A 26,686-nucleotide genomic window follows, 5' to 3' on the forward strand; every position below is an offset into this window, starting at 1 on the left:
GGGGATGTGTCGGTTTTAGTGAGCCCAAACTCGCCACATCGCCCGACGGACGCTACTCTGTCGGAGTATTTCCCCACTCTGTCGTGAACCGTCCCCATGTCGAAAATTCCCCTCCTGATCCAGCGCCTCCTCGAACTGATGAAGCGCTACCCCGGGGTCATTGCGCTGGGTGGTTTCATCTCCGGGGTCGGCAGTTTCATGCTGGTCGATCGCCAGCAGGGGCTGGCGAGCTGGATCACGGTGATCATGCTGTTGAGCTGGATCTGGCTGATGCTGGAAAACACCCTCACCGGGCTGTTCACGCGGATCTTCAAACGCGAGATTCCCCAGCCGCTGCTGCGCTACGCGACGCAGATGATCCATCAGGAAAGCCTGTTTTTCGTCCTGCCGTTTTTCTTCATCACCACCACCTGGAACAGCGGCCAGTTGTTTTTCACCGGCCTGCTCAGCGTCGCCGCCCTGATCTCCATCGTCGACCCGCTGTATTACAAATGGCTGGCGCCACGGCGCTGGGCGTTTCTGGCGTTGCACACCCTGACCCTGTTCGCCGCCCTGCTCACCGCGTTACCGGTGATCATGCACCTGACCACCGCGCAGAGTTTCAAATGGGCGCTGGGCATTTCCGTGTTGTTGTCGTTTCCGAGCCTGGCGTCGATCTTCCCGATCCGCACGCTGCGCAATGCCCTGGCGATCTTGTGCATCACCGTCGGCATTGGCGGCGTCGGCTGGGTGCTGCGCTCGTGGGTGCCGCCTGCGACGCTGTGGATGACCGATGTGGCGATCAGCACCACCTTGCAGGATCGCACCCCGGGGGCCAGCCTCGACACGGTCAGCGCCGAGCAGATCCGCAACGACGGGCTCTACGCCTACACCGCGATCAACGCGCCGCGCGGCCTCGATGAGCGGATCTACCACGTCTGGCAGTTCAACGGCAAAGAGGTCGACCGCATCGCTCTCGATATCCACGGCGGGCGCAAGGAAGGTTACCGGGCGTGGACGCACAAGCAAAACTTCCCCGGCAACCCGGCAGGCAAGTGGCAGGTGCGGGTGCTGACCGAAGACGGTCAACTGATCGGTGTGCTGCGTTTCGCCATCACCGACAGCACACCGGCCAAAGAAAAGTAATCCGGTTCGTGCTATTACGTAGGCTCTCGTAACAGCCGTACAAGCACGGAGCTTATGACCAGCAGCCCAACGCCCGGCAGCGCCCGCCTGGACACCTCGCTCAGCCCTGCCCGCCTGCGGGTCAGCGGCGACTGGACGCTCGCCCATTACACGGCGCTCAAGCACCTGAGCGAAAAGCTCCACGGCCAGTACGACGCCAATACCCCGATCGATCTCAACGACCTTGGCGCGCTCGACACCGCGGGCGCCTCGCTGCTGGTGGAGTTGCTCGGCGCCGAACGCCTCGGCAAATCCGCAGAACACCCGGATTGCACCCTGGCTGCGGCTGATCGTGCCTTGCTGCAGACGGTGTATTGCTCGCTGAGCGATTTCTGCGTGCCGCTCAAGGAACCGGAAGTCAGCGTCAGCGTGCAACTGCTCACGCGCATCGGCCGCGCCGTCGACACCGTGTGGCAAGACACCCTGCAACTGCTCGGCTTCGTCGGCCTGATCCTCGAAACGCTGGCGCGCGGGCTGCTGCGCCCCAAGCGCTGGCGCATCACGCCGATGATCGCGCACATCGAACAGACCGGCCTCGACGCCGCGCCGATCGTGGCCTTGCTGACGTTTCTGGTGGGCGCCGTGGTGGCGTTTCTCGGCGCTACGGTGCTGGCCGGTTTTGGCGCGACGATTTTCACTGTGGACCTGGTCGGCTTCTCGTTCCTGCGCGAATTCGCAGTGCTGTTGACGGCCATTCTCATGGCCGGGCGCACCGCCAGTGCGTTCACTGCGCAAATCGGCTCGATGAAAGCCAATGAAGAAATCGACGCGATCCGCACCCTCGGCCTCGACCCGATGGAGCTGCTGGTGGTGCCGCGGGTGCTGGCGATGCTGGTGGCGCTGCCGATGCTGACCTTTCTGGCGATGCTCTCGGGGATCATTGGTGGTGGCGTGGTTTGCGCGGTGTCGCTGGATATCTCGCCGGCAATGTTCCTTTCGCTGCTGCAATCGGACATAGGAGTGCAGCATTTTCTGGTCGGCATGGTGAAAGCGCCGATCTTCGCTTTCCTGATCGCTGCGATCGGTTGTCTGGAAGGCTTCAAGGTCAGCGGCAGCGCCGAATCGGTCGGTGCGCACACCACTTCCAGTGTGGTTCAGTCGATTTTCGTGGTGATCGTGCTCGACGCGGTGGCTGCGCTGTTTTTCATGGAGATGGGCTGGTGAGTCGTCAACCGCGCGCGCCTTCGGAGGCGGTGATTGAAGTACGTGGCCTGTGCAACCGCTTTGGCAGCCAGAGCGTGCACGAGAACCTCGATCTGGATGTGTACAAAGGCGAAATCCTCGCCGTGGTCGGCGGTTCCGGCACCGGCAAATCGGTGCTGCTGCGCAGCATTGTCGGGCTCAACCGGCCCAGCGAAGGTGTGGTCAAAGTGTTCGGGCAGAACCTGCCGAATCTGGCCGAACATGAACGTTCGTTGATCGAAAGGCGCTTTGGCGTGCTGTTTCAGAAAGGCGCGCTGTTTTCCTCGCTGACCGTCACCGAAAATGTCGCCCTGCCCCTCATCGAACACGCCGGCCTCAGCCGCCACGACGCCGAGCATCTTGCAGCGGTGAAGCTGGCGCTGGCCGGGCTGCCGTTGTCGGCGGCAGACAAATATCCGGCGTCGCTGTCCGGCGGCATGATCAAACGCGCGGCGCTGGCCCGCGCTTTGGCACTGGATCCGGACATTCTGTTTCTCGACGAACCCACCGCCGGCCTCGACCCGATTGGCGCGGCGGCTTTCGATCAGTTGATCCTGACCCTGCGCGATGCGCTCGGCCTCAGCGTGTTTCTGGTGACCCACGACCTCGACACGCTCTACACCATCACCGACCGCGTGGCGGTGCTGGCGCAAAAGAAAGTGCTGGTTGCCGGACCGATCGACGAAGTCTCGGAAACCGACGACGCGTGGATTCACGAATACTTTCACGGCCCACGTGGCCGCTCGGCGCTGGACGCCGCCAAACTGCTCAACGAGGTCTGACATGGAAACCCGAGCCCATCATGTGTTGATCGGCCTGTTCACGGTGATCGTGGTGGCAGGCGCCCTGCTCTTCGGTCTGTTCCTGGCCAAGTCCAGTGTCGACACCGAGTTCAAGGATTACGAAGTGGTGTTCAACGAGGCGGTCAGTGGTCTGTCCAAGGGCAGCTCGGTGCAGTACAGCGGGATCAAGGTCGGCGACGTGGTCAGCCTGCGCCTCGACCCGCAAGACCCGCGCCGGGTGCTGGCGCGCATTCGTCTGGCGGGCGACACGCCGGTGAAGGAAGACACCCAGGCCAAACTGGCGCTGACCGGGATCACCGGCACCTCGATCATCCAGCTCAGCGGCGGCACGCCCGAGAGCCCGAAACTGCGTGGGCATGACGGTCAGTTGCCGACCCTCATCGCTTCGCCCTCGCCTATCTCGCGCCTGCTCAATGACAGCAGCGATTTGATGACCGGCATCAGCGCGTTGCTGCAAAACGCCAATCACATGTTCTCCGCCGAGAACGTCGAGCGTGTGAGCAAGACCCTCGCCCATCTCGAACAGACCACCGGCACCATCAACGACCAGCGTGGCGACATCAAGCAGGCCATGCAGCAACTGGCGAGCGTCGGCAAACAGGCCGGCAGCATGCTCGAACAGACCTCGCTGCTGATGCGCAACGCCAACGGCTTGCTCAACGATCAGGGCAAGCAGGCCCTGGGCAGCGCCGAGCAGGCGATGAAGTCCCTGGAGCAAAGCAGCGTGACGATCAATGGCCTGCTCAGCAAAAACCAGAACTCGCTGGATAACGGCATGCAGGGTCTCAATGGCCTGGCGCCGGCGATCCGCGAACTGCGCGAGACCCTGACCTCGTTGCGCGCCATTTCCCAACGCCTCGAGGCCAACCCCAGCGGCTACCTGCTGGGCAGCGACAAGAACAAGGAATTCACCCCATGAAACTGACCCGAATCGCCCTCCTCTTCGCAGGTCTGACCCTGCTCGGCGCATGCTCGATTCTGCCGCAGTCAGAACCCTCGGACGTCTATCGCCTGCCCGCCGCACCGGCCCCCGCCTCGGCCAATGCGCTGACTCAGCCGTGGTCGTTGCGGTTGAACAAGTTGCAGGCCAGCGAAGCGTTGAATCGGCCGAGCATCGCGGTGATCCCACAGGGTGACGTGATCAGCAGCTACAAGGGCTCGCGCTGGAGCGATCCAGCCCCAGTGCTGCTGCGCAACCGCCTGCTCGACGGTTTTCAGCGTGACGGCCGGGTGACGTTGCTCAGTACCGATGACAGTAATTTTCAGGCGGATCTGGAACTGGGCGGCAGTTTGCAGGCCTTTCAGACCGAGTATCAGGGCGCCCAGGCCAGCGTCGTGGTGCGCGTCGATGCGTTGCTGGTGCGCGGTTATGACCAGCGGATTCTCGCCAGTCGGCGCTTTGAAGAGCGTCAGCCGTTGAGCGCTGTGCAGGTACCCGCAGTGGTGGCCGGGTTCGGTCAGGCCAATGATCGGCTTACTGCCAAAGTCGTCGCCTGGGCCGTGGAGCAAGGCCAAAAATTGGCCCACCAAAGACCTTAATCCCAACACAATCCCTGTGGGAGCGGGCTTGCCCGCGATGGCGGTGTGTCAGTCACCAGAGATTCTGGATGTGCTGCCCTCATCGCTGGCAAGCCAGCTCCCACAGGGTTTTCTATCAGCCGAAGAACCAGTAGCAGACAGCGATAGCGCCAACCACCCCGGCAAATTCCGCCAGCAACGCACACCCCACCGCATGCCGCGCGCGCTGAATCCCCACCGCGCCGAAATACACCGCCAGCACATAAAACGTCGTTTCGGTACTGCCCTGCACCGTCGCCGCCACCAGCGCCGGGAAGCTGTCAACGCCTGACGTCTGCATGGTTTCAATGAGCATCGCCCGTGCGGCGCTGCCGGAGAACGGTTTGACCATCGCTGTCGGCAACGCATCGACGAAGCGCGTGTCCCAACCGGCCCACTCGACCAGATGACGGATGCCGTCGAGACCGAAATCCAGCGCGCCCGATGCACGCAACACGCCCACCGCGCAAAGCATCGCCACCAGATATGGCAGCAAATTCTTCGCCACGTCGAAGCCTTCCTTCGCGCCTTCGACAAACGCTTCGTAGACCTTGACCTTGCGCAGTGCACCAATTACCAGAAACAGCAGGATCAGGCCAAACAGCGTGAGATTGCCGAGGATCGACGACAATCCCGCCAGCGCGGTGGCCGACATTGTCCCAAGCAAGGCCATGAAGCCGCCGAGGGCGAGCGCGCCGGGGATCAGGTAGGCCAGCACCACCGGGTCCCAGATGCGCAGACGCTGCATGAACGCCACCGAGAGGAAACCGACAATAGTCGAGCAACTGGTCGCCAGCAGGATCGGCAGGAACACCAGGGTCGGGTCGGGCGCGCCTTGCTGGGCGCGGTACATGAAGATCGTCACCGGCAGCAGGGTCAGGGAGGAGGCGTTGAGCACCAAAAACAGGATCTGTGCGTTGCTGGCGATGGTAGCGCTGGGATTGAGCTCCTGCAGCGCCTTCATGGCCTTCAGACCGATGGGCGTCGCGGCGTTGTCGAGGCCCAGACCATTGGCGGCGAAGTTCAGGGTGATCAGGCCGAGGGCAGGGTGGCCGCGTGGGACTTCCGGCATCAGCCGCAGAAAAAGCGGCCCGAGCACTTTGGCCAGCCATTCGACAATCCCGGCCTTCTCGGCGATGCGCAGAAAACCCAGCCAGAGGGTGAGGGTGCCGAACAGCAGCACCATGACTTCGACCGAAAGCTTGGCCATGGCGAAGATGCTTTCCACCATCGCTGCGAAGATCCCGGCGTTGCCGCCGATCAGCCACTGCGCCAGCGCCGACACGGCTGCCACGATGAAGAAGCCAAGCCACAGGCCATTAAGCATCAGTCAAATCCCCCGAAGAATGCCGCGAATGATAGCGGGGTGGCCAGAAACGACAAACCCCGGATTGCTCCGGGGTTTATTGGTATGGCTTACATCAATCATTGTGGGAGCGGGCTTGCCCGCGATGGCAGTGTGTCATTCAGCGAATAGGTTGAATGTGCCACCCTCATCGCTGGCAAGCCAGCTCCCACAGGGTCTGGCATTAATTTTTCGAGATTTCGCCAGCCGGCAGCTTTTCCTTGCTGCGCCAGTGCGGCAGGGAGTTCCAGTAGCGCTCGCCTTTGGCATCGTCGTACATGCCTTCCCAACGCGAGATCACCAATACCGCCAGGGCGTTACCAATCACGTTCAGTGCGGTACGGGCCATGTCCATGACACGGTCGACACCGGCGATGAACGCCAGACCTTCCAGCGGAATACCTACGCTGCCCAACGTTGCCAACAACACCACGAAGGACACGCCCGGTACGCCGGCGATGCCTTTGGAGGTGACCATCAGGGTCAGCACCAGCAGTAGTTGCTGGCTGATCGACAGGTCGATGCCGTACAGCTGGGCGATGAAAATTGCCGCGATCGACTGATACAGGGTCGAGCCGTCGAGGTTGAACGAGTAACCGGTCGGCACCACGAAGCTGCAGATGGCTTTCGGTGCACCGTAGGCTTCCATCTTCTCGATCACCCGTGGCAGCACGGTTTCCGAGGAAGCGGTGGAGTAGGCCAGCACCAGCTCATCCTTGAAGATGCGCATCAGCTTGAGCACCGAGAAGCCAAACAGTTTGGCGATCAGGCCCAGCACCACGAAGGCGAAGAAGGCGATGGCGACGTAAACCAGAATCACCAGTTTGGCCAGCGGCACCAGGGACGCGAAGCCGAAGTTGGCAACGGTCACCGCGATCAGTGCGAACACGCCGATCGGCGCATAGTTCATGATCATGTGGGTGACCTTGAACATGCTTTCCGAGACGCCCTGGAACATCTTCACCAGCGGCTCGCGCAGGTCCGACTGCAGGCTCGACAGGCCGAGACCGAACAGTACGGAGAAGAAGATGATCGGCAGCATTTCACCGCGGGCCATGGCCGCGAAGATGTTCGACGGGATCAGGTTGAGAATGGTCTCGATGAACGCATGTTCATGCTGCACTTCGGCGGCGGTCGCCTGGTACTTGGAGATATCCACCGTGCCCAGGGTGCTCATGTCGATGCCGGTGCCCGGATGGAACACGTTGGCCAACACCAGGCCGACAACGATGGCGATGGTGGTGACAATTTCGAAATAGATGATGGTTTTGAGACCGATACGCCCAAGCTTTTTGGCGTCGCCGACGCCGGCGATGCCGACGATCAGCGACGAAATGACGATCGGGATCACGATCATCTTGATCAGACGGATAAAGATATCGCCTGCCGGTTGCAGGACGTTGCTGATCCACCAGGCCTTCTCGGCGCTGAAGTGGTTGAGCAACGCACCCAGTGCAATCCCCAGAACCAGACCGATGAGGATCTGCCAGGCGAGGCTGATTTTTGCCTTCTTCATTATCTTTACCCTTACTTGCGTTTGACTCAGGCACATGCAGGAACTGGAACGCTGATCAGCGGAAAAGTCTGTGCATCTGCCTCCGTATAAGGTGCCCCGAATCGCGTGTTTACGGCTCTTCGGCAGGCGAAAAAAGGCGCAACTATTCCGATGCAAGGTTGCGCCGTCTAATGCCGTAAACGCCTACCCTATGCCGAATCGGCATGAGCTTTTTCAATTGAAACTCGCGTCCCAACCGGTTCGATTGTGACATTTCAGCCGGCATAAGTGCCGTGAACCGGCCATTCCAGCGTAGATCGGTCGATTCGCGGGGGAAAAATATCGGCAGAAATTTTGCGAAAAAGCCTACGTGAGGAGACTAGAAGTCACACTGTTTAAACGGTTTCTTTGTCGATATACGGTCGTCAGGAAACACCGCGTAATATTTACACGCGCAGTGTCGACGATCAAAAGGCTGTGAAGGGCGCGCTGATCAAGCTTTTTGCGGATGGGGAAGCTCAGCGCAAGTCCGCCGAGCCATGATTGGCCGACGAACCTGCGACGCAGCTTTTACCTGCCCTGACCCGGCCCTCGCGCAGGCACTCCCTGTACCCGTAGGTCACTCCGACCCTGCAACAGTCAGAACGTCCCGGCCCCCTGGTCATGCACCGACCCTCCTCGGGTGGGCGCAATGGAAAGCAGCAGGGCTGCTGCCTTCATGTTCGAATCAGTACCACTTCGGATCTTTCTTCAGGGTTTCCATCAGCAGATCCTGCATACCCTGGTCAGGCTTGCCGAAGAAGCGGTAAGTGGCGTGTCGCGTCGGCGACTTGTCCTGCGGCAGACCTTCCGGTACATCGACCAGCATGGCGTAGGCGTCGTCCTTGTCGAAGCTGAAGGCGACGATCAAGCGATGGTTCAGGCACTTGTCCTGATTTTCGCAGAGCGGGCCCACCAGATACTTGTCGCCGTCTTCAGTGACGGCATGCATCTGTTGCTCCGAAGTGCCGGAGAGGTTGATGACCCATTCCGGTACGCGCTCTTCCTTTTTGATCACGCTTTCCCAGGTCTCACGATACTGCTCATCGGCAGCGAGCAGTTCGTTGACCCGGGTCTGGCCGTCATTGGCCGCCATCGCCATGGCACTGCCGCCCAGAAGCAGGGCGGCGGCCAGCGTCTTCAAGACTGTCATTGTTAACCTCGGCCGCGACGGCCAAAGAAGAAGGAAGCGATGAACATCACCAGGAACACGACAAAGAGAATCTTGGCGATACCCGTGGCGGTGCCCGCGATACCACCGAAGCCCAGTACGGCGGCGATGATGGCAATGATCAAGAATGTAATTGCCCAGCTCAACATGGTGATTCTCCTTACTTTTCTATTTAGGGGTGTTACGTGTTCCGGCGCGGCGCGCCCGAATCGGTTTTAGCGAGTCAGAAAACCCAACGTTCTTCGCGAGGCAGTTGATCGAGCGGTTGTGCCTGATCGACTTCCATCATGCGCATCGTGGCGCGCTCGTCCTGAGTGCTGCTGACGGCGCTGAAATGGCTCTGCGTCGCATGCTGCATCGACACCAATGGCGCTTCCGGCTGCTGGCTGTTTTCCCAGCGCAGGTATTGCTGGCAGGCGATCAGGGTGATCAGCAGCGCCAGCACAGCGAACAGACCTTGCTGGAGATGCAGTGGCGAGAGACGCATGTGGGCGGCACGTTGGCGAGTCATCCTGGGTTCCTCACTCTTGTTCGGTTGGGGCAGTGCTGATCTGCCCGGGCTGAAACAGTTATTGCAGCCTGCATGCCAGTTTTGGATTGATTAAAAACACCTTTAAAATCAATAAGTTATAGATATATGGAAAAGCCTCAGCGACGCATCCTGCACGATGGGGTTATCCAGCGTCGTGCGGATTGCACGATTATTTCGTAGGAGATTTCGGTCTTACGGAATGAAGAGCACGCAGCAGATGTCAGAGATGTACGCAGGACAAGCCCTGCAAAACCGTGGCGGATTAAAAAATCAACAAAATCAACGTATTGGCCGTATCGGCTGGAGAGGGCTACCCTCCTATGGCTTGCATCGTTCAGAATAAACCATGCAACTTGCCCGATTTTTCCGGGACTAACCCAAGACCAATCACTATGGAGCGTAGGAAAAATGGAATCAGCCACTGAGCATCAAGGCCGCATTCTGCTGGTGGACGACGAATCCGCCATCCTGCGTACCTTCCGTTATTGCCTCGAAGACGAAGGTTATACGGTGGCCACCGCCAACAGCGCGGCTCAGGCCGAGGCATTGCTGCAACGTCAGGTGTTCGATCTGTGCTTCCTTGATTTGCGTCTGGGTGAAGACAACGGTCTGGATGTACTGGCGCAAATGCGTATCCAGGCGCCCTGGATGCGCGTGGTCATCGTCACCGCGCACTCGGCTGTCGATACCGCGGTGGATGCCATTCAGGCCGGCGCGGCGGACTATCTGGTGAAACCGTGCAGCCCCGACCAGTTGCGTCTGGCCACCGCCAAGCAACTGGAAGTGCGCCGACTGTCGGCACGCCTTGAAGCGCTGGAAGGCGAAATCCGCAAACCGAAGGACGGCCTCGACTCCCACAGCCCGGCCATGAAGGTCGTACTCGAGACGGCCCGCCAGGTTGCGAGCACTGACGCCAACATTCTGATTCTCGGCGAGTCCGGCACGGGTAAGGGCGAACTGGCCCGCGCGATTCACGGCTGGAGCAAACGCGAGAAAAAATCCTGCGTAACCATCAACTGCCCGTCGCTGACCGCCGAGTTGATGGAGAGCGAACTGTTCGGCCACAGCCGCGGCGCCTTTACCGGCGCCAGCGAAAGCACCTTGGGCCGAGTCAATCAGGCTGACGGCGGTACGCTGTTTCTCGACGAGATCGGCGATTTTCCCCTGACGTTGCAGCCGAAATTGCTGCGTTTCATTCAGGACAAGGAATACGAACGGGTAGGCGACCCGGTCACCCGCCGCGCCGACGTGCGGATTCTGGCGGCGACCAACCTTAACCTCGAAGACATGGTGCGCGACGGGCGCTTCCGTGAAGACCTGCTCTATCGCCTCAACGTCATCACGCTGCATCTGCCGCCACTGCGTGAGCGCGCCGAGGACATCCTGACTCTGGCCGACCGCTTCCTGGCGCGTTTCGTCAAAGAATATGCGCGCCCGGCGCGTGGTTTCAGTGACGAGGCCCGCGAGGCGCTGCTCGGCTACCGTTGGCCCGGCAACATCCGTGAGCTGCGCAACGTGGTTGAGCGGGCCAGTATCATTTGCCCGCAGGAACGTGTGGAAATCAGCCACCTCGGCATGGCCGAGCAACCGGCCAACAACGCGCCACGGGTCGGCGCCGCGCTGAGCCTCGACGAACTGGAAAAAGCTCATATCGGCGCCGTCCTCGCCACCGCCGGCACCCTCGACCAAGCCGCCAAGACCCTGGGTATCGACGCTTCGACCCTGTATCGCAAGCGCAAGCAGTACAACCTGTGAGCGCCCGACGATGAAACTGGCGATGAAGTTGCGGACCCGTTTGTTCCTGAGCATCTCCGCACTGATCACCGTGGCCTTGCTCGGGTTGCTGCTCGGGCTGGTCAGCGTGATGCAGATGGCCGGAACCCAGGAAGCGTTGGTGCGCAGCAACTTCGTCACCCTTGAACTGGGGCTCAAGTTACGTCAGACCTTGGGCGATCAATTGATCATCATGCTCGCGGAAAAGCCTGACCCCGTCGCGTTCGAGGCCTCCAAACAGCATTACTTCCAGTTGCTTGACGAAGGCATCGCCAAGGAGCAGCACGATGAAGAGCGCCAGTACGGCTTCAGCCAGGCCAAGGCCGACTACCTGAGTTTCCTGCAAGCCTTCGATCTGTCGCGTGACCCGAGCAACGCCGCAAGCTCCAGCGCCGATTTCCGCGAGCGCTTCAACATTCTGCGCAACGGGCTGATCACCGAACACAAACACGCACTGGATAAAATCAACGGCGTACAAAACGACGCACGCGATCGCGCCCTGTTGATCGCTGGCCTGCTCGGGCTGGTGGGGCTCGCCGTACTGATTATCGGATTTGTCACGGCCCACGGCGTGGCCCGGCGTTTTGGCGCGCCGATCGAAGCGCTGGCGCAAGCGGCGGACGAAATCGGCAAAGGCAAATACGACGTGACTCTGCCGGTGTCCTCATCGCTGGAACTGAATCAGCTGACCAAACGTTTCGGCCAGATGGCCGAGGCCTTGCGCGAGCACCAGGCGACCAACGTCGATGAGCTGCTGGCCGGGCAGCAACGCTTGCAGGCGGTCCTCGACAGCATTGATGACGGCTTGTTGATGATTGATCGCCAAGGGCAACTGGAGCACCTCAATCCGGTCGCCCAGCGGCAACTGGGTTGGGAAGACGACCGTCTCGGTCAGGGCCTGGGCACCGCCCTCGGCCGGCCTGAGCTGGATGCGCAGCTGCAACTGGTGTTGCGCGGCGGCACGCTTGAGCGCGCCCCAGACGATCTGAGCATCGAAGTCGACGGCGAATCGCGGTTACTGACCTACAGCCTGACGCCGGTCAGCCATACCCAAGGGCACATCCTTGGTGCGGTGATGGTGCTGCACGATGTCACCGAGCAGCGTGCGTTCGAACGGGTGCGCAGCGAGTTCGTCCTGCGCGCCTCCCACGAGCTGCGCACGCCGGTCACCGGCATGCACATGGCGTTCGGCCTGTTCCGCGAGCGGGCAAAATTCCCCGAAGAGTCGCGCGAAGCGGACTTGCTCGACACGGTCAACGAAGAAATGCAGCGCCTGATGCAGTTGATCAACGACCTGCTCAACTTTTCGCGCTACCAGAACGGCTTGCAGAAACTCACGCTCGCACCGTGTTCCATCGAGGACCTGTTGGAACAGGCGCAACTGCGTTTCGCCGAGGCGGCAGAGGCCAAGGGCATTGCCTTGAAGGTCGAAGTGCAGGGACCGTTGCCACGCTTGCAGGCCGATCAGGCGCAACTGGATCGGGTCCTCGACAACCTGATCGACAATGCCTTGCGTCACACCGCCCGCGACGGGCAAATTCGCTTGCAGGCGCGTCGGCATGGCGAGCGAGTGATCATCAGCGTCGAAGACAATGGCGAAGGTATCGCCTACGGGCAGCAAGGGCGAATCTTCGAACCGTTCGTGCAGGTCGGCCGCAAGAAGGGCGGCGCCGGGCTCGGGTTGGCGCTGTGCAAGGAAATCGTCCAGTTGCACGGCGGCCGAATGGGCGTGTATTCGCGGCCGGGGCAGGGCACGCAGTTTTATATGGCCTTGGCCGTTTAGGCACTGTTCGATACCGCCTGGGCGTTTTCAGGCTTCATCGTCCATGCGCCGCCCGACGAGGCGGCGACCACGGGTGATCAGTTCGATGAATTGCACCGCACTCAGCGCATGAGCGAACAGCCAGCCCTGGCCGAACTTCACCCCTTCACTGCTGAGCAATTGCGCTTGCGATTCCAGCTCGATGCCTTCGGCAATCACCTTCAGATCCAGTGCCTGGGCCATATGAATAATATGCGGCGCGACGCCGCTGCTTGCCGCGTCATGACCCAGGGCGTCGATGAACGCCTTGTCGATTTTCAGACAATCGACTGGCAGCGTTTGCAGGTAGGCGAGGCTGCAATAGCCGGTGCCGAAATCGTCTATCAGTACCTGATGGCCGACATCGCGCAAGGCTTGCAGATTTTCCCGTGCCACCACCACATCGATCAGGCCGCGCTCGGTCACTTCGAAGGCAATCTGCCGCGCCGCGACCCGGTGCAAGGTCAGCAGACGCGCCATGACCTGGCCGACGCGCGGCACCATCACGTCGCAGGCGGCGAGGTTGACCGAGATATAAAGCTGCGGATTGGCCCGCAATAAGTGACCCAGTTGCTCCAGCAAGCGTTGCAGGACGAAGTCGGTCATCTGGCGAATCTGTCCGGTATTTTCTGCCATCGGGATAAACAGGTCAGGGCTGGTCAGCGTGCCGTCCGGTCGCCGCCAGCGCAGCAGGGCTTCGGCGCCGACACAGTTGCGACTGTCGAGATCGAAAATCGGCTGATAGAGCACCTGCAACTCACCGCGCCGAATCGCGCCGTGCAGCTCGGCGTCGAGCGACTGGCGCTGGCGCACCAGCAAGAACACGCAGAAGCCAACGAAGGCGCCGAGCACCACGCACAGCGGAATCACCCACCACCATACGACCGGAATGTGCATGCCGGTGCGTGGCGCGATCAACACCAGCTGATATTCCGGGCTGTCGGTGGGCATACGGTAAATCAGGCGGGTATGTGTGACTTGCAAGGCAGCGCTGGCTTTCGGCGGCCACGGTTCGGTAGGCGGCCATATCTGCGCCTGGCCCAGCACCGGGATGGCCCGAGTGCCGTGGTCGAGTACGACCAGCAGGCTGCTGCCGGGCGACAGGTCGACCATGTCGGTGAGGTGCCCGCGCGAGGTGGCCACGCGGAAGTTGCCGCGCCCGAGCATCAGCGCCGCGCGGTTTTCATCAGGTTCTGTGGTGGTGTTCAGCCAATAGCTGTAAGTCGGGCCTGTGATGTCCGGTGCGCGAGCACTCGACAGGCCTTCCTGACGCGGGCGGTTGGAGCAAGTGCGCGAGGCGTCCATGTAGGCCGCTTCATACACGAAGCGATAGTTGAAGGTGACTTGTTGCAGGGTGGCGATCATTTCATCGTCGCAGCTGCGCAATGGCTGAGCTTCAAGATCGTCGAGGCTTTCGCGCAACTGGCCGAACAGTTGTTCCAGACGCACCAGAAAACGCTCACCCTGGGCGTTCATTTCCTGGCTTTCATTCTGCTCGACTTGACGCATCGCCACGAACATTCCGCCGGCAACCAGCAGGCTGGCACTGAGGACAGCCGCAATCATCGCCAAAAACACCGGGCGATAAAACCAGCTACGCAGCGTCTCTCGGGTAGCAGCCATCAGGGGATATCCGAAGAATTACCAATGAGTTATAGCTGCTGATTGTGAATTTGCGCTGACCGTCGGGCGGGCGTCATTATTTTGTCTGATTGAGGACCAGCAGCAGCGCCGCCGTTTGCGCGTCCGGCGTGCCGTCGAAGCGAGCAGGGCGATAGTGCATTTGAAACGCCGCGAGGACATGCCGGGTGGCGATGTCCAGTTCGCCGGTCTGCGGCGTGTCGTAGCCCACGCGCGCCAGCTGCGCCTGGAACCAGCTGATATTCGGCAGCTCGCCGCGGCTGAATATTGCTTGCTGACGCGCCACCGCTTGTTCGTTCGGCCACCGGCCAAGGCCTTCGGCGGCGAGACGCTTCCATGGAAACAATGGACCCGGATCGAGTTTGCGCAGCGGCGCGATATCGCTGTGACCGATGATGTGCTGCGGGCTGATACCGTTGCGCTTGCTGATGTCCTTGAGCAGGGCGATCAGCGATTGAATCTGTGCTTCGCTGTACGGGTACCAGAGGCGCCCGGTCGGGGTGTCCTTGAAACCGGGGTTGACGATTTCGATGCCGAGCGAACTGGAGTTGAGCCACGTACGTCCCTGCCACTGGCTTTCCCCGGCGTGCCAGGCGCGCTGGTTTTCATCCACCAGCTTGTAGACGGTGCCGCCCTTGTCGTCGCCGATCAGGTAATGGCTGCTGACTTCACCGTGGGTCAGCAGCTGCAGGGAACGTTCCAGCGAGGCCGAGGTGTAGTGCACGACAACGAACTGGATGCGGCTATCGAAGTTGGCCGAAGGGTGGCTGGTGTCGTAGCGCGGGCCGCTCGCGCAACCGGCCAAGACGAGCAACGAAGCAATAAGGGCGAAAAATTTCATGGCAGAAAGGAGTACACGGGAGACGATAATGCAACAGTGTAACGTAATGCCTTGCGTATCGACGGTCAGCGAGCGGAATTAAACAAAATGGAATAATTTGCTCAACCCAGCTCGACCCGGTTGCGACCTGCATTTTTTGCCCGATACAACGCCTGATCGGCTCGTTTCAGCACCACATCGCTATGTTCGCCGGCTCTGAATGACGCGAGGCCCATGGAAATGGTGATCGTCACACGCTCGCCTTTGAAGTGAAACGGGCAGGCTTCGACCGCCGCTCGCAATGCTTCCAGCAATTTTGCGCCGACTGCTGGCGGTGTGGCGGGCAGTAGCAGAACGAATTCCTCACCGCCAAAACGCGCGATGAAGTCAGAACCGCGCAGGCGTTTGCGCAACACCGTGGCTATGATCTTCAACACTTTGTCACCGGCCAGGTGGCCATAGCTGTCGTTGATTCGCTTGAAGTGGTCAAGGTCGAGCATCGCCAGGCTCAGGGTGTTGCCGTGCTGCTGCCATTGCTTGATTTCGTGTTCGAGGCGTTCGCTCCAGGCCGCGCGATTGGGCAGGCCGGTGAGCGGGTCGATCAGGGCTTTCTGCCGTTGTTCTTCAAGATGTTCGCGAAAGCCCAAGGCCTCCTGCTCCATGTGCGCCACCCGTTCGGACAAGCCTTTGAGCCGCGCCGCCACTTCCTGTTCGCGGGCGTCGCGCTGCTGGCGGTGCTGGTCCATGGTGCCGAGCAGGCCTTCTAAATGGTTCTCCAGCACTTGCTTGAGGTCGTCCAGGTCCGCCGCTTCCTGCACGCTGGTCTGCAAACCGTCGACCTGCTCGCGGATCTGCGTGTCCATCGCCCGCGCTGCCGAGCTGTTGTCGGCGTGGCCGTCGCTGGCGGCTTGCAGGTTGCTCTGAAATGCTTCGAGGCGTTCATTGAGTTGCTGCAGATACGCTTCGAACTCGTGCTGGCCGCTGTCGGTGATTGCCAGCATCAGTGTCGCGAGATCGTCGAGGATCGGGATCAGTTCGTACCAGTTCAGACCGTGTTTGAGCCGATCGCGCATCGCTTCGGCTTGCGGACGATGACGTTCCGGGAGGGTCAGGTCATCGAGCAGGCCGATCAGGGTGTCTTCGATGTGCCGGGCGACAGAGCTGTAGGACGGCTCCGGGGAATCCGGCAGGGCGAACAGGATGTCCTGCTCGGACTGCTCCGGGTCGATCGCAGCCAAGGCCTGGGCGATCGGCTCGGGCAAAGGCAGGCTGTCGAGCATCAGCGGCACCGAGTCGCCGGGATGAATCAGTTCGTCGGGGTTGTCTGCGCCGGGCGGCTGAACGGCAGCCGTGGCGAACACGGGCACGGGTTCGAAGGGCTTTGCTGGCGGCTCGGTGGGCGGCACGAAAGCCACCACTTGCTGCGGTTCTATTGGGGTCTGCGCTGCCGCCAGGTGCGTTTCGTCAGGCGCCGCACTGATCGTGGCAGCGGGTGCGACTGTCATCGGCGCGGTCGGTACTGGTGGCACCAGCTCGGGTTCGGACTGTGCTGCTGCCCCGGCCTGGAAGGGCGGCATAACCTCTGCGGCCGATGTGGCTGCTTCTGGCGCCGGCGTTTCCGGGTTATCGCGATTGCCGAACAAGCGTTGCAGCAAGCCCGGACGACCGGGTTCTGCCGGGGTTTCCAGCTGGCTCAACGCCTTGCCTTGCAAGCCACTCAGTTCGCTGAGCAACAACGGCATTTCCCGCGCCGAGCTGACGCGGCCGTCCAGTTGCTTGGCGAATTTCTTCAAAGGCTGCGCGACTTCACGCGGCAGCGGCAAGGCCTGTAGCTGCGTGACCAGCGACGTCAGTGCGGTGCTGACCTGTTCGATACGGGTTTCCCGGCGCTGCTCGGAGTCGAGCACGGCTTTTTCCAGGCGTGGCAGCAGGGCGGCGAGGCCGGCGTCCATGTCGTCGGTGCGCACCACGTCGCGCATCTCTTTCATGCACTGATCGACAGCCTTGTCGGTGCCTTCCGCCGCCAGGGTGCTGCGCACCAAGCCACGACGCAGCAAATCGAGGCGGGCGGCCCAGCGCCGTTCGAGCTTGTCCTGTTGTTCGATGCTTTTGAGGTATTTCTCTTTCCAGCGCTGGGCGTCGTCGCTCATTCAGGGCTTCCGCGAAGGTCAGGACTCAACGCGGGCAATGCATCGGCCGTGAGCGAACCCGGCAGACGAATCTCTACCGCGACCGGCAGGTGATCGGAAATCGGTTGTGCCAGCACTTCGACCTTTTCCAGAGTCAGGGTCGGGCTGAGCAGAATATGATCAAGGCAGCGCTGAGGACGCCAGCTGGGGAAGGTCGCTTCCACCTGCGGGGCCAGCAGGCCAAGATCGCGTAACGGCGAGTGTTGCAGCAGATCGCTGGCGTGGGTGTTCATGTCGCCCATCAGGACTTGATGCTTGTAGCCACCGATCAGCTCACGAATATAGGCCAGTTGCAGGCTGCGCGTACGCGCGCCAAGGGCCAGATGCATCATCACCACCACCAGCGCTTCCGGACCTTCGCCGAAACGCAGCAGAATTGCCCCGCGACCTTTTGGCCCGGGCAGCGGGTGATCTTCGATCGCCCACGGCTTGAGTCGACTGAGCACGCCGTTGCTGTGCTGCGCCAGTCGGCCGAGGTTGCGGTTGAGTTGTTGATACCAATAGGGGAAGGCGCCGAGCTGGGCCAGATGTTCGACCTGATTGACGTAGCCCGAACGCAGGCTGCCACCATCGGCTTCCTGCAGGGCGACCAGATCGAAGTCGCCGAGCAGATCACCGATCTTTTGCAGATTGCCCGAGCGCCCGGTGTGCGGCAGCAAATGCTGCCAGCTGCGGGTCAGATAATGCCGATAGCGCTCGGTGCTGATGCCGACCTGGATGTTGAAGCTGAGCAAGCGCAGACGCTGGTCCACGGGCAAGCCCGTGGACGCCAGGTGATGCTCGTTGACCTGCGGATCATGCAGGCCAACGCTGCGTTCAGACTTCCAGCGGCGCATGGCGAGGGCCGCGCTTAGTTGGCAGCCGCCTTGGTGGCCGCGCGCTCTTTGGCGACGAGGTCGTCAGCCAGTTTCAGCGCTTGTTCGGCACCCCCGGCCGAGCCGATGTCGAAACGATACTTGCCGTTGACGATCATGGTTGGCACGCCAGTGATTTCATACTTCTTGGCCAGCTCACGGGCCTTGACGATCTGGCCTTTGATGGCGAACGAGTCGAAGGTGGCGAGGAACTTGTCCTTGTCCACGCCTTGAGTGGCGAGGAAGTCAGCCATGTCGTTCTTGTCGGTCAGCTTCTTGTGTTCTTTCTGGATCGCGTTGAATACCGCCGCGTGAACCTTGTGCTCGACACCCATGGCTTCGAGAGTCAGGAACATCTGACCGTGAGCGTCCCAAGGGCCGCCAAACATGGCCGGGATGCGCACGAAGTTGACATCGGAAGGCAGTTTTTCAACCCATGGATTGATCACCGGCTCGAACGCGTAGCAGTGCGGGCAGCCATACCAGAACAACTCGACCACTTCGATCTTGCCAGGCACTGCAACCGGAACCGGGTTGGCCAGTTCGACATAAGGGGCGGCAGGGGCTTCAGCGGCCTGGGCGGTGACGCCGAACAGGCTGGCAGCGACGAGGGCGGCGCTGATGATCAGATTACGCATGCTTTACTCCTGAACAATTTGGGTCGCCTCGCTCGACCTGTTTTCAGACAGGTCCCGGCGGGCATGAGTGCTGTAGTGTAACGGCAGCGGCCACAAAAAAGGGCGGCCAAAGCCACCCTTTTTATACTTGCTGCGATGGATTAATCGAGCGTTAACGTTGCCGGAGATGTCCGTCTCGCTCAGCGCCCGAAACCACGCCTCAGTGCAGGCCCTGAATGTAGCTGGAGACGGCCGCAATGTCTTCGTCGCTCAGCTTGCGGGCGATGGTGCGCATGGTCATCGCGTCACCGTCATTGGCCCGACCGCCTTCTTCCTTGCGGAAGTCGGTCAGCTGTTTGGCAATGTATTGCGCGTGCTGGCCGCCCAGATGCGGGAAGCCGGCGGCAGCGTTGCCAGAACCGTTCGGCGAGTGGCAGCCGGTGCAGGCAGGCAAGCCTTTGTCCAGGTTGCCGCCACGGAACAGCGCTTCACCGCGTGCTACGAGTTTCGGATCGGCGGCGCCGACGCTGCCTTTCTGGCTGGCGAAGTAGGCGGCGAGGTCAGCCAGGTCCTGATCATTGAGGTTGGTCAGCAGACCGGTCATTTCCAGCACGACCCGCTTGCCGTCCTTGATTTCTTTCAGTTGCTTGGTCAGGTAGCGTTCGCCTTGCCCGGCCAGTTTCGGAAAGTTGGGTGCCATGCTGTTGCCGTCCGGGCCATGGCAGGCTCCGCATACGGCCGCTTTTGCCTGGCCTGCTGCGGCATCGCCAGCAGCATGGGCGAAGCCTGAAATTCCCACGGTCAACAGCAGACTCACGATCAGTTTGTTCATCAGCTAATCCAACTACGGCTAAGGGTTAAGTTATGGACCGGGTTTACTCTCGCTCATCCACAGGATGATGGCCTGGTAATCCTCGGCACTGCAGTCCATGCACAAACCACGCGGCGGCATCGCCTTGAAACCCTGGGTCACGTGTTGCACCAGCGTCCCCATACCTTTCGCCAACCTCGGCGTCCAAGCTTCCTGATCGCCTCTTGCGGGCGCCATGGGTAGTTGGCCGGAATGACAGGCACCACAAACACGGTTGTACACTGCTTCCGGATCCTGTGTAGCCTGTGCGCTGTAAAGCGGCATCAAGACTCCGGCAGCCAGCAGCCATTTCGTCATAAAACGACCTTTTCAGGGTTGAGAGCGATCTGCGTTCTAGTGCGCAATCAAGGTTTGTCGCTCTCGTGAACTTCATCCTTCGCTGGGACAAAGCACACACAAAATCTGCGGCATTATATACTGGCGTCACTGAAACGGAAGCGACACCGCGTTCCGCGCCCAATCCCGGCGCCGCCCACATCGGAAATCCCATGCAACTCAAGAATCCCATCCTCGGCCTGTGCCAACAGTCCACGTTCATGCTCAGTGCCGCCAAAGTCGATCAATGCCCTGACGACGAAGGCTTCGAAGTGGCGTTTGCCGGTCGTTCCAATGCCGGTAAATCCAGCGCATTGAACACTTTGACGCACGCCAGCCTGGCGCGGACCTCGAAAACGCCGGGTCGCACACAGCTATTGAATTTCTTCAAGCTAGACGATGATCGGCGTCTGGTCGACCTGCCGGGCTACGGTTACGCAAAAGTACCGATCCCGCTCAAGCAACACTGGCAGCGTCACCTTGAGGCTTACCTCGGTGGCCGGGAGAGTTTGAAAGGTCTGATTCTGATGATGGACATCCGCCATCCAATGACTGATTTCGACCTGCTGATGCTCGACTGGGCCGTCGCGGCCGGCATGCCGATGCACATCCTGCTGACCAAAGCCGACAAGCTCACCTACGGCGCGGCAAAAAACACGCTGCTGAAAGTACAGTCGGAAATCCGCAAAGGCTGGGGCGACTCGATCACCATCCAGCTGTTCTCCGCACCAAAACGCATGGGCCTGGAAGAGGCCTACACCGTCCTGGCCGACTGGATGGAACTGGCAGACAAAAACACCGAGGCCGCTGCCGAGTAAATTCAGAATGGGGAAAAATTGGTTGTAGTGTGGTCAGGCAAGGCAAAAGTAGCGCTAAAACGGCCGGGGTCGCGCTCGACTTTAGGGGACCTAAATGAGCATTTTTAGCGATGCTTTTAACGCAGCATGGCCGCGCTACAGCCGATTTTTTGGCAAAAAAAAGCCCCGGGATTCATTGGGGAGGTCGAATTCCGGGGTTCAAGTTCCGAACCGCTAGGGCGGGGTTCAGATATCTGCCAACACTTAACACAACATAGGAGCATCGAAGGGCTTCACCAGCCATTCAGTACCTCTGAGTGTTCAGTCGCCAGATTAGTTCAGATTTTTTTCGAAAAGTTTGGAATAGCTTCCAGCGCGTTCGGGTCTAAGCTCGTTTTCAACGGGTTTGCCGCGACCTCGGTCGCGGCAAGACACGCGCCTCAGTGCGCCTCATCCCAGTTATTGCCCACACCGACTTCAACCAGCAACGGCACATCCAGTGTTGCCGCTTCGCTCATGTGCTGACGAATCTCGGCGCTGACCTGCTCGACCAGATCTTCACGCACCTCCAGCACCAATTCATCGTGCACCTGCAGGATGACCCGGGCATCGAGCCCGGACGTCGTCAGCCAGTTATCTACCGCGACCATGGCTTTCTTGATGATGTCGGCGGCAGTGCCCTGCATCGGCGCGTTGATCGCCGTGCGCTCGGCGGCGGCGCGTTCCTGCGGCTTGTTGGAGTTGATCTCCGGAAGGTACAGGCGACGGCCGAAGAAAGTCTCGACGTAACCCTGATCCGCCGCCTGCGCGCGGGTGCGCTCCATGTACTCGCGAACCCCCGGATAACGGGCGAAATACGTGTCGATGTAGGCCTTGGCGGTCTTCGTGTCGACGCCGATGTCCTTGCCCAGTTTTTGCGCGCCCATGCCGTAGATCAGACCAAAGTTGATCGCCTTGGCGCTGCGACGCTGGTCGGAACTCACCTCCTGCAGCTCGACCTTGAACACTTCGGCAGCGGTGGCAGTGTGCACGTCCAGGTTGTTGCGGAAGGCGTTCATCAGGCCTTCGTCGCGCGACAGGTGCGCCATGATCCGCAGTTCGATCTGCGAATAGTCCGCCGCCAGCAGTTTGTAACCTTTCGGCGCCACAAAAGCCTGGCGGATGCGCCGACCCTCAGCGGTGCGTACCGGAATGTTCTGCAGGTTCGGATCGCTGGAAGACAGGCGACCGGTCGATGCCACGGCTTGATGATAGGAGGTATGGATACGTCCGGTGCGCGGGTTGATCTGCTCCGGCAGGCGATCGGTGTAGGTGCTTTTCAGCTTGCTCATCGAACGGTGCTCCATCAGCACCTTTGGCAAGCGGTGATCGTCCTCGGCGAGTTTCGCCAGCACTTCTTCGGCGGTGGACGGCTGGCCTTTGGCAGTCTTCTTCAGCACCGGCAGGCCGAGCTTTTCGTAGAGGATCACGCCCAGCTGTTTCGGCGAACCGAGATTGAATTCTTCACCGGCGATTTCGAACGCTTCGCGCTCCAGCGCGACCATCTTGTTGCCCAACTCGATGCTCTGAATACCCAACAATTCCGCGTCGACGAAGGCGCCCTGGCGCTCGATGCGCGCCAGTACCGGCACCAGCGGCATCTCGATATCGGTCAGTACGCTGGCGAGACTCGGGATAGCGTTGAGTTTCTCCACCAGCGCCTGATGCAGGCGCAAGGTGATGTCGGCGTCTTCGGCTGCGTACGGCCCGGCCTGTTCCAGCGCGATCTGGTCGAATGTCAGCTGCTTGGCGCCTTTGCCGGCAATGTCCTGAAAGCTCACGGTGGTGTGGTCCAGGTATTTCAGCGCGAGGCTGTCCATGTCGTGGCGGGTCGCGGTGGAGTTGAGCACGTAGGACTCGAGCATGGTGTCGTAGGCAATCCCGCGCACACTGATGCCTTGGTTCTGATCACCACCGATGGCGCAGTTGGCGAGGATGTTCATGTCGAACTTGGCGTGCTGGCCGACTTTCAGCTTGTCTGGATCTTCAAGAATCGGTTTCAGCGCGCGCAACACGCTGTCGCGATCCAGTTGCTCCGGCACGCCGATGTAGGAGTGGGTCAGCGGGATATAGGCGGCTTCTTTGGCTTGTACGGCAAACGACAGGCCGACCAGTTGCGCCTGCTGCGCGTCGATACCGGTGGTTTCGGTGTCGAAGGCGAACAGCTCGGCGTTGCGCAGTTTTTCCAGCCAGACGTCAAAGCGTGCCTGATCGAGGATGGTTTCGTACGCGGCTTGAGCAGGCGCAGCGGCAGCCTCGGCGGGGGCCGCGCTGAACAGATCATGCGCGGGTACAGGTTCGGCCGCCGCGCTGAGTTCCAGGCGCTTGGCGTCACGATCGAGGTCGTTGAGCCAGCTCTTGAATTCCAGCAGGGTGTACAGCTCGTACAGCTTGGCTGGGTCTTCCGGGCCCATCTGCAGATCGTCGAGGCCGATATCCAGCGGCACGTCGATCTTGATGGTCGCCAATTGGTAGGAGAGGAATGCCATCTCCTTGTGCTCTTCGAGCTTGGCCGGCAGCGTCTTGGCGCCGCGAATCGGCAGGCTCGGGACGATGTCGAGGTTGGCGTACAGCTCAGTGAGGCCGCCATTGACCCCGACCAACAGGCCGGATGCGGTTTTCGGGCCGATGCCGGGAACGCCCGGAATGTTGTCGGACGAATCGCCCATCAGCGCCAGATAATCGATGATCTGCTCCGGTGCGACGCCGAATTTCTCCTTCACGCCCTCCACATCCATCGAGCTACCGGACATGGTGTTGACCAAGGTAATGTGGCCGTCGACCAGCTGCGCCATATCCTTGTCGCCGGTCGAGATGATCACCGGACGATCCGCCGCCGCGCTGCTGCGGGCGAGGGTGCCGATGACGTCGTCGGCCTCGACGCCGTCCACGCACAGCAGCGGGAAACCGAGGGCGATCACGCTCTGGTGCAGCGGCTCGATTTGCACGCGCATGTCGTCGGGCATGCTTGGGCGGTTGGCTTTGTATTCGGCGTACATCTCATCGCGAAATGTCCCGCCCTTGGCGTCGAACACCACGGCGAACGGGCTGTCCGGGTACTGCTTGCGCAGACTCTTGAGCATGTTCAGCACGCCCTTGACCGCACCGGTCGGCAGGCCTTTGGACGTGGTCAGTGGTGGCAGCGCGTGGAAAGCGCGGTACAGGTAAGACGAACCGTCCACCAGGACGAGGGGGGCTTGGCTCATGAGCAGGATCAACCTTTTCGGCGGGTCCGGGGCTAGAATAGCGGGACCGTTGACGACAAAGGGACAAGGTTATCATGCGTACGTTAAATCGCTTGCTGCTGGTCGGTCTGATTGCTGTCTCACCGTTGGCCGCGATGGCGGCGGATGATGCGCCGGGGGGAGACCCTGAGGTCACCATCCGTACGGACGGCGACAAGACCATTCAGGAATACAGCCGGAATGGCTTCGTCTATGCGATCAAGGTCACACCCAAGAAAGGCAAACCGTATTTCCTGGTGCGCGCCGATGGTTCGGACGCCAATTACATCCGATCTGACCAGCCGGATATGCTGATTCCGTCGTGGGAAATCTTTACCTGGAAGTAAGATTCCCGACTTTTAATCGGCGTCGCCTCGCGACGCCTGAACTGAGCAGTTTTTAACCATGTCTGTGTTCACGCCCCTGGCTCGGCCCGAGCTGGAAACCTTTCTCGCCCCTTACGGGCTTGGCCGTCTACTCGATTTCCAGGGGATCGCCGCCGGCAGCGAAAACACCAATTTCTTCATCAGTCTGGAGCAGGGCGAATTTGTCCTGACCCTGGTCGAGCGCGGGCCGGTGCAGGAGATGCCGTTTTTCATCGACCTGCTCGATGTGCTGCACCAAGCCGATCTGCCGGTGCCCTATGCGCTGCGCACCACGGACGGCGTGGCCTTGCGCGAGTTGAAAGGCAAACCGGCGCTGTTGCAACCGCGTCTGGCCGGCAAGCACATCAAGGTCGCCAATGCCCAGCATTGCGCGCAGGTCGGCGAGTTGCAGGCGCATCTGCACCTGGCGACTCAGGGCGAGCGCATGATCAAGCGCAAGACCGATCGTGGCCTGGACTGGATGCTGGAGGAGGGTGGCGAATTCTTGTCGCACCTGAGCGGTGAACCGCAAGCCTTGCTGCAAAAGGCGCTGGCTGAAATCACCGTGCAGAAGGAGCGGATTCTGGCGTTGCCTCGGGCGAACATTCACGCCGATCTGTTTCGCGATAACGCCATGTTCGAAGGCACTCACCTGACCGGGCTGATCGACTTCTACAACGCCTGTTCGGGGCCGATGCTCTATGACGTAGCGATTGCCCTGAACGACTGGTGTTCGGATGAGGCAGGCGTAATCGATGGGCCGCGTGCCCGCGCGTTTCTCGGCGCCTATGCGGCGCTGCGCCCGTTCACTGCGGCGGAGGCCGAGTTGTGGCCGACGATGCTGCGCGTGGCTTGCGTGCGGTTCTGGCTGTCACGCTTGATCGCCGCCGAGCAGTTTGCCGGGCAGGACGTGTTGATTCACGATCCGCAGGAATTCGAGCAGCGGTTGGCGCAGCGGCAGCAGGTCAATACACCGTTGCCCTTTGCCCTTTAAAAGCTTCGCGAGCAGGGTTTTGTTGGTTCCTTTGGGAGCGAGCCTGCTCGCGAAGGCGGAGGTCCATTCAGCATGTATGTTGACTGACCCAGCGCTTTCGCGAGCAGGCTCGCTCCCACAAGGATTTCGGTGTCAGAGCGATTCCAGGCACCCAGCCAGATCATTGCCGAGCTTTTCCAGCACCTGCTCATAACCCTGAGCCGTCGCCGGCGTGTAACCCCCCAGCGCATCCAGCTCCGCCAGCTTCACCGGCAGGCCGGCGACCAACGTCTCCGCCAAACGCGGACGCAGCGGTGGTTCGCTGAACACACAGGTCTTGCCGACTTCCTGCAAACGCGTGCGCATCGCCGCGACATGCTGGGCGCCTGGCTGCACTTCAGCCGCTACCGCGAACACCCCGGCGTGCTTCAGTCCATAGGCGTCTTCGAAATAATCAAACGCCTCGTGAAACACGAAGTACGGCTTGCCTTCGACATTGGCCAGACGCTTCTTCAAGCGTTGATCCAAGGCATCCAGACGCTCATCGAACGCCTTGGCATTGCGCTGATAGCGCTCGGCATTGGCCGGGTCGGCAGCGCTCAGGTCGGCGGCCATTTTATCGGCGATCACCCGCGCATTCACCGGCGACAGCCACAAGTGCGCGTCCAGCGAGCCCGGGCGGTGATCGTGATCATGGTCGTCGGTTTCTTCGGCGTGGGAATGGTTGTCTTCGGCGAAATGTCGCAGTTTCAGCCCAGGCAGATCCTGCACCGCGACGCTTGGCAGCTTGCGGCCATTGAGTACGCGGGGCAGGAAACCTTCCATGTCCGGACCGATCCAGTACAACAGATCGACCGACTGCACCTTCCGTACGTCGGATGGGCGCAGCGCATAGTTATGCGGTGAGGCACCCGGTGGGAGCAGCACTTCGGGAACCGCCACACCGTCCAGCACGGCTGCGGCAATCAGCTGCAACGGCTTGATGCTGGTGAGCACTTTGACTTCGGCCTGAGCCGAACCGATCAGCAGGAAACTGGCGATAAAAGCCACAAAAACAGAAAAAAGTCGGGACACGATGACCACTCAAGGAGGCGAGAACGGGTAACATAATAACGTCTC

24 protein-coding genes are annotated in these 26,686 nt (G+C 60.7%); 10 read left to right on the plus strand and 14 right to left on the minus strand.

Going from position 1 to position 26,686, the window contains the following annotated elements; all coding sequences use genetic code 11:
- The first annotated feature begins 96 nt into the window (after positions 1-96).
- From ACYYKW_RS04345 to ACYYKW_RS04365, 5 genes are read left to right on the plus strand one after another with little or no spacing between them, the layout of a single operon-like run.
- Positions 97-1,125, plus strand: a complete 1,029-nt coding sequence (locus ACYYKW_RS04345; protein ID WP_464989498.1) for a DUF5924 family protein — start codon at positions 97-99, stop codon at positions 1,123-1,125.
- Positions 1,126-1,179: 54 nt separating this feature from the next.
- Positions 1,180-2,328, plus strand: coding sequence for an ABC transporter permease (locus tag ACYYKW_RS04350; protein ID WP_464989499.1), 1,149 nt, complete (start codon positions 1,180-1,182; stop codon positions 2,326-2,328).
- Positions 2,325-3,128, plus strand: coding sequence for an ABC transporter ATP-binding protein (locus tag ACYYKW_RS04355; protein ID WP_464989500.1), 804 nt, complete (start codon positions 2,325-2,327; stop codon positions 3,126-3,128). The genes ACYYKW_RS04350 and ACYYKW_RS04355 overlap by 4 nt, the downstream gene beginning before the upstream one ends.
- 1 nt (position 3,129) lies before the next feature.
- Entirely contained in the window at positions 3,130-4,068 is a 939-nt protein-coding gene (locus ACYYKW_RS04360) for an MlaD family protein (protein ID WP_090287914.1), read from the plus strand.
- A complete protein-coding gene (locus tag ACYYKW_RS04365) occupies positions 4,065-4,688 on the plus strand; it encodes an ABC-type transport auxiliary lipoprotein family protein (protein WP_464989501.1) in 624 nt (207 codons plus the stop codon). Before ACYYKW_RS04360 ends, ACYYKW_RS04365 begins: the two co-directional genes overlap by 4 nt.
- 115 nt (positions 4,689-4,803) lie before the next feature.
- Here ACYYKW_RS04365 and ACYYKW_RS04370 read toward each other — a convergent pair whose 3' ends face one another.
- The 5 genes from ACYYKW_RS04370 to ACYYKW_RS04390 all read right to left on the minus strand — a co-directional run bounded on the left by ACYYKW_RS04370 (position 4,804) and on the right by ACYYKW_RS04390 (position 9,267).
- A complete protein-coding gene (locus tag ACYYKW_RS04370) occupies positions 4,804-6,033 on the minus strand; it encodes a nucleoside recognition domain-containing protein (RefSeq protein WP_464989502.1) in 1,230 nt (409 codons plus the stop codon).
- 202 nt (positions 6,034-6,235) lie between these two features.
- Positions 6,236-7,567, minus strand: coding sequence for a glutamate/aspartate:proton symporter GltP (gene gltP / locus ACYYKW_RS04375; RefSeq protein ID WP_090287919.1), 1,332 nt, complete (start codon positions 7,565-7,567; stop codon positions 6,236-6,238).
- Positions 7,568-8,273: 706 nt separating this feature from the next.
- A complete protein-coding gene (locus ACYYKW_RS04380) occupies positions 8,274-8,738 on the minus strand; it encodes an inhibitor of vertebrate lysozyme family protein (RefSeq protein WP_090287921.1) in 465 nt (154 codons plus the stop codon).
- A gap of 2 nt (positions 8,739-8,740) precedes the next feature.
- On the minus strand, positions 8,741-8,905 hold the full coding sequence (locus ACYYKW_RS04385) for a DUF1328 domain-containing protein (RefSeq protein ID WP_003177151.1): 165 nt from the start codon (positions 8,903-8,905) through the stop codon (positions 8,741-8,743).
- 74 nt (positions 8,906-8,979) lie between these two features.
- Positions 8,980-9,267, minus strand: coding sequence for a hypothetical protein (locus ACYYKW_RS04390; RefSeq protein WP_464989503.1), 288 nt, complete (start codon positions 9,265-9,267; stop codon positions 8,980-8,982).
- Positions 9,268-9,696: 429 nt separating this feature from the next.
- Here ACYYKW_RS04390 and algB point away from each other — a divergent pair, with 429 nt between their 5' ends.
- Entirely contained in the window at positions 9,697-11,043 is a 1,347-nt protein-coding gene (gene algB, locus ACYYKW_RS04395) for a sigma-54-dependent response regulator transcription factor AlgB (protein ID WP_093096334.1), read from the plus strand.
- A 10-nt stretch (positions 11,044-11,053) separates the two neighbouring features.
- Positions 11,054-12,844, plus strand: a complete 1,791-nt coding sequence (locus tag ACYYKW_RS04400) for an ATP-binding protein (protein WP_093096328.1) — start codon at positions 11,054-11,056, stop codon at positions 12,842-12,844.
- Between the two features lie 27 nt (positions 12,845-12,871).
- Here ACYYKW_RS04400 and ACYYKW_RS04405 read toward each other — a convergent pair whose 3' ends face one another.
- The 7 genes from ACYYKW_RS04405 to ACYYKW_RS04435 form a co-directional block, all read right to left on the minus strand.
- Positions 12,872-14,485 (minus strand): EAL domain-containing protein, encoded by a 1,614-nt coding sequence (locus ACYYKW_RS04405; protein ID WP_464989504.1) that lies wholly within the window; start codon positions 14,483-14,485, stop codon positions 12,872-12,874.
- Positions 14,486-14,561: 76 nt separating this feature from the next.
- On the minus strand, positions 14,562-15,344 hold the full coding sequence (locus ACYYKW_RS04410; RefSeq protein ID WP_464989505.1) for an N-acetylmuramoyl-L-alanine amidase: 783 nt from the start codon (positions 15,342-15,344) through the stop codon (positions 14,562-14,564).
- Between the two features lie 101 nt (positions 15,345-15,445).
- Positions 15,446-17,473, minus strand: coding sequence for a GGDEF domain-containing protein (locus ACYYKW_RS04415; protein WP_464989506.1), 2,028 nt, complete (start codon positions 17,471-17,473; stop codon positions 15,446-15,448).
- A complete protein-coding gene (locus ACYYKW_RS04420) occupies positions 17,470-18,348 on the minus strand; it encodes an endonuclease/exonuclease/phosphatase family protein (RefSeq protein ID WP_464989507.1) in 879 nt (292 codons plus the stop codon). Before ACYYKW_RS04420 ends, ACYYKW_RS04415 begins: the two co-directional genes overlap by 4 nt.
- Before the next feature lie 14 nt (positions 18,349-18,362).
- On the minus strand, positions 18,363-19,004 hold the full coding sequence (locus tag ACYYKW_RS04425; protein ID WP_090287938.1) for a thiol:disulfide interchange protein DsbA/DsbL: 642 nt from the start codon (positions 19,002-19,004) through the stop codon (positions 18,363-18,365).
- 199 nt (positions 19,005-19,203) lie between these two features.
- On the minus strand, positions 19,204-19,815 hold the full coding sequence (locus ACYYKW_RS04430) for a c-type cytochrome (protein WP_090287941.1): 612 nt from the start codon (positions 19,813-19,815) through the stop codon (positions 19,204-19,206).
- 30 nt (positions 19,816-19,845) lie between these two features.
- Positions 19,846-20,151, minus strand: a complete 306-nt coding sequence (locus tag ACYYKW_RS04435; RefSeq protein WP_016772347.1) for a c-type cytochrome — start codon at positions 20,149-20,151, stop codon at positions 19,846-19,848.
- A 191-nt stretch (positions 20,152-20,342) separates the two neighbouring features.
- Here ACYYKW_RS04435 and yihA point away from each other — a divergent pair, with 191 nt between their 5' ends.
- Positions 20,343-20,987 (plus strand): ribosome biogenesis GTP-binding protein YihA/YsxC, encoded by a 645-nt coding sequence (gene yihA, locus ACYYKW_RS04440; RefSeq protein ID WP_056791221.1) that lies wholly within the window; start codon positions 20,343-20,345, stop codon positions 20,985-20,987.
- 419 nt (positions 20,988-21,406) lie between these two features.
- Here the strand turns inward: yihA and polA are convergent, their stop codons facing one another.
- Positions 21,407-24,211, minus strand: coding sequence for a DNA polymerase I (gene polA / locus ACYYKW_RS04445; RefSeq protein ID WP_464989508.1), 2,805 nt, complete (start codon positions 24,209-24,211; stop codon positions 21,407-21,409).
- Positions 24,212-24,285: 74 nt separating this feature from the next.
- Between polA and ACYYKW_RS04450 the strand changes: the two genes are divergently transcribed.
- Positions 24,286-24,576: a DUF2782 domain-containing protein gene (locus tag ACYYKW_RS04450; RefSeq protein ID WP_090287949.1), complete on the plus strand. Its 291-nt coding sequence runs from the start codon at positions 24,286-24,288 to the stop codon at positions 24,574-24,576.
- 58 nt (positions 24,577-24,634) lie between these two features.
- On the plus strand, positions 24,635-25,588 hold the full coding sequence (locus ACYYKW_RS04455) for a homoserine kinase (RefSeq protein WP_464989509.1): 954 nt from the start codon (positions 24,635-24,637) through the stop codon (positions 25,586-25,588).
- A gap of 132 nt (positions 25,589-25,720) precedes the next feature.
- Here ACYYKW_RS04455 and znuA read toward each other — a convergent pair whose 3' ends face one another.
- Positions 25,721-26,641, minus strand: a complete 921-nt coding sequence (znuA, locus tag ACYYKW_RS04460; protein ID WP_464989510.1) for a zinc ABC transporter substrate-binding protein ZnuA — start codon at positions 26,639-26,641, stop codon at positions 25,721-25,723.
- Between the last annotated feature and the right edge of the window lie 45 nt (positions 26,642-26,686).

This window comes from Pseudomonas sp. 15C (assembly GCF_055484735.1).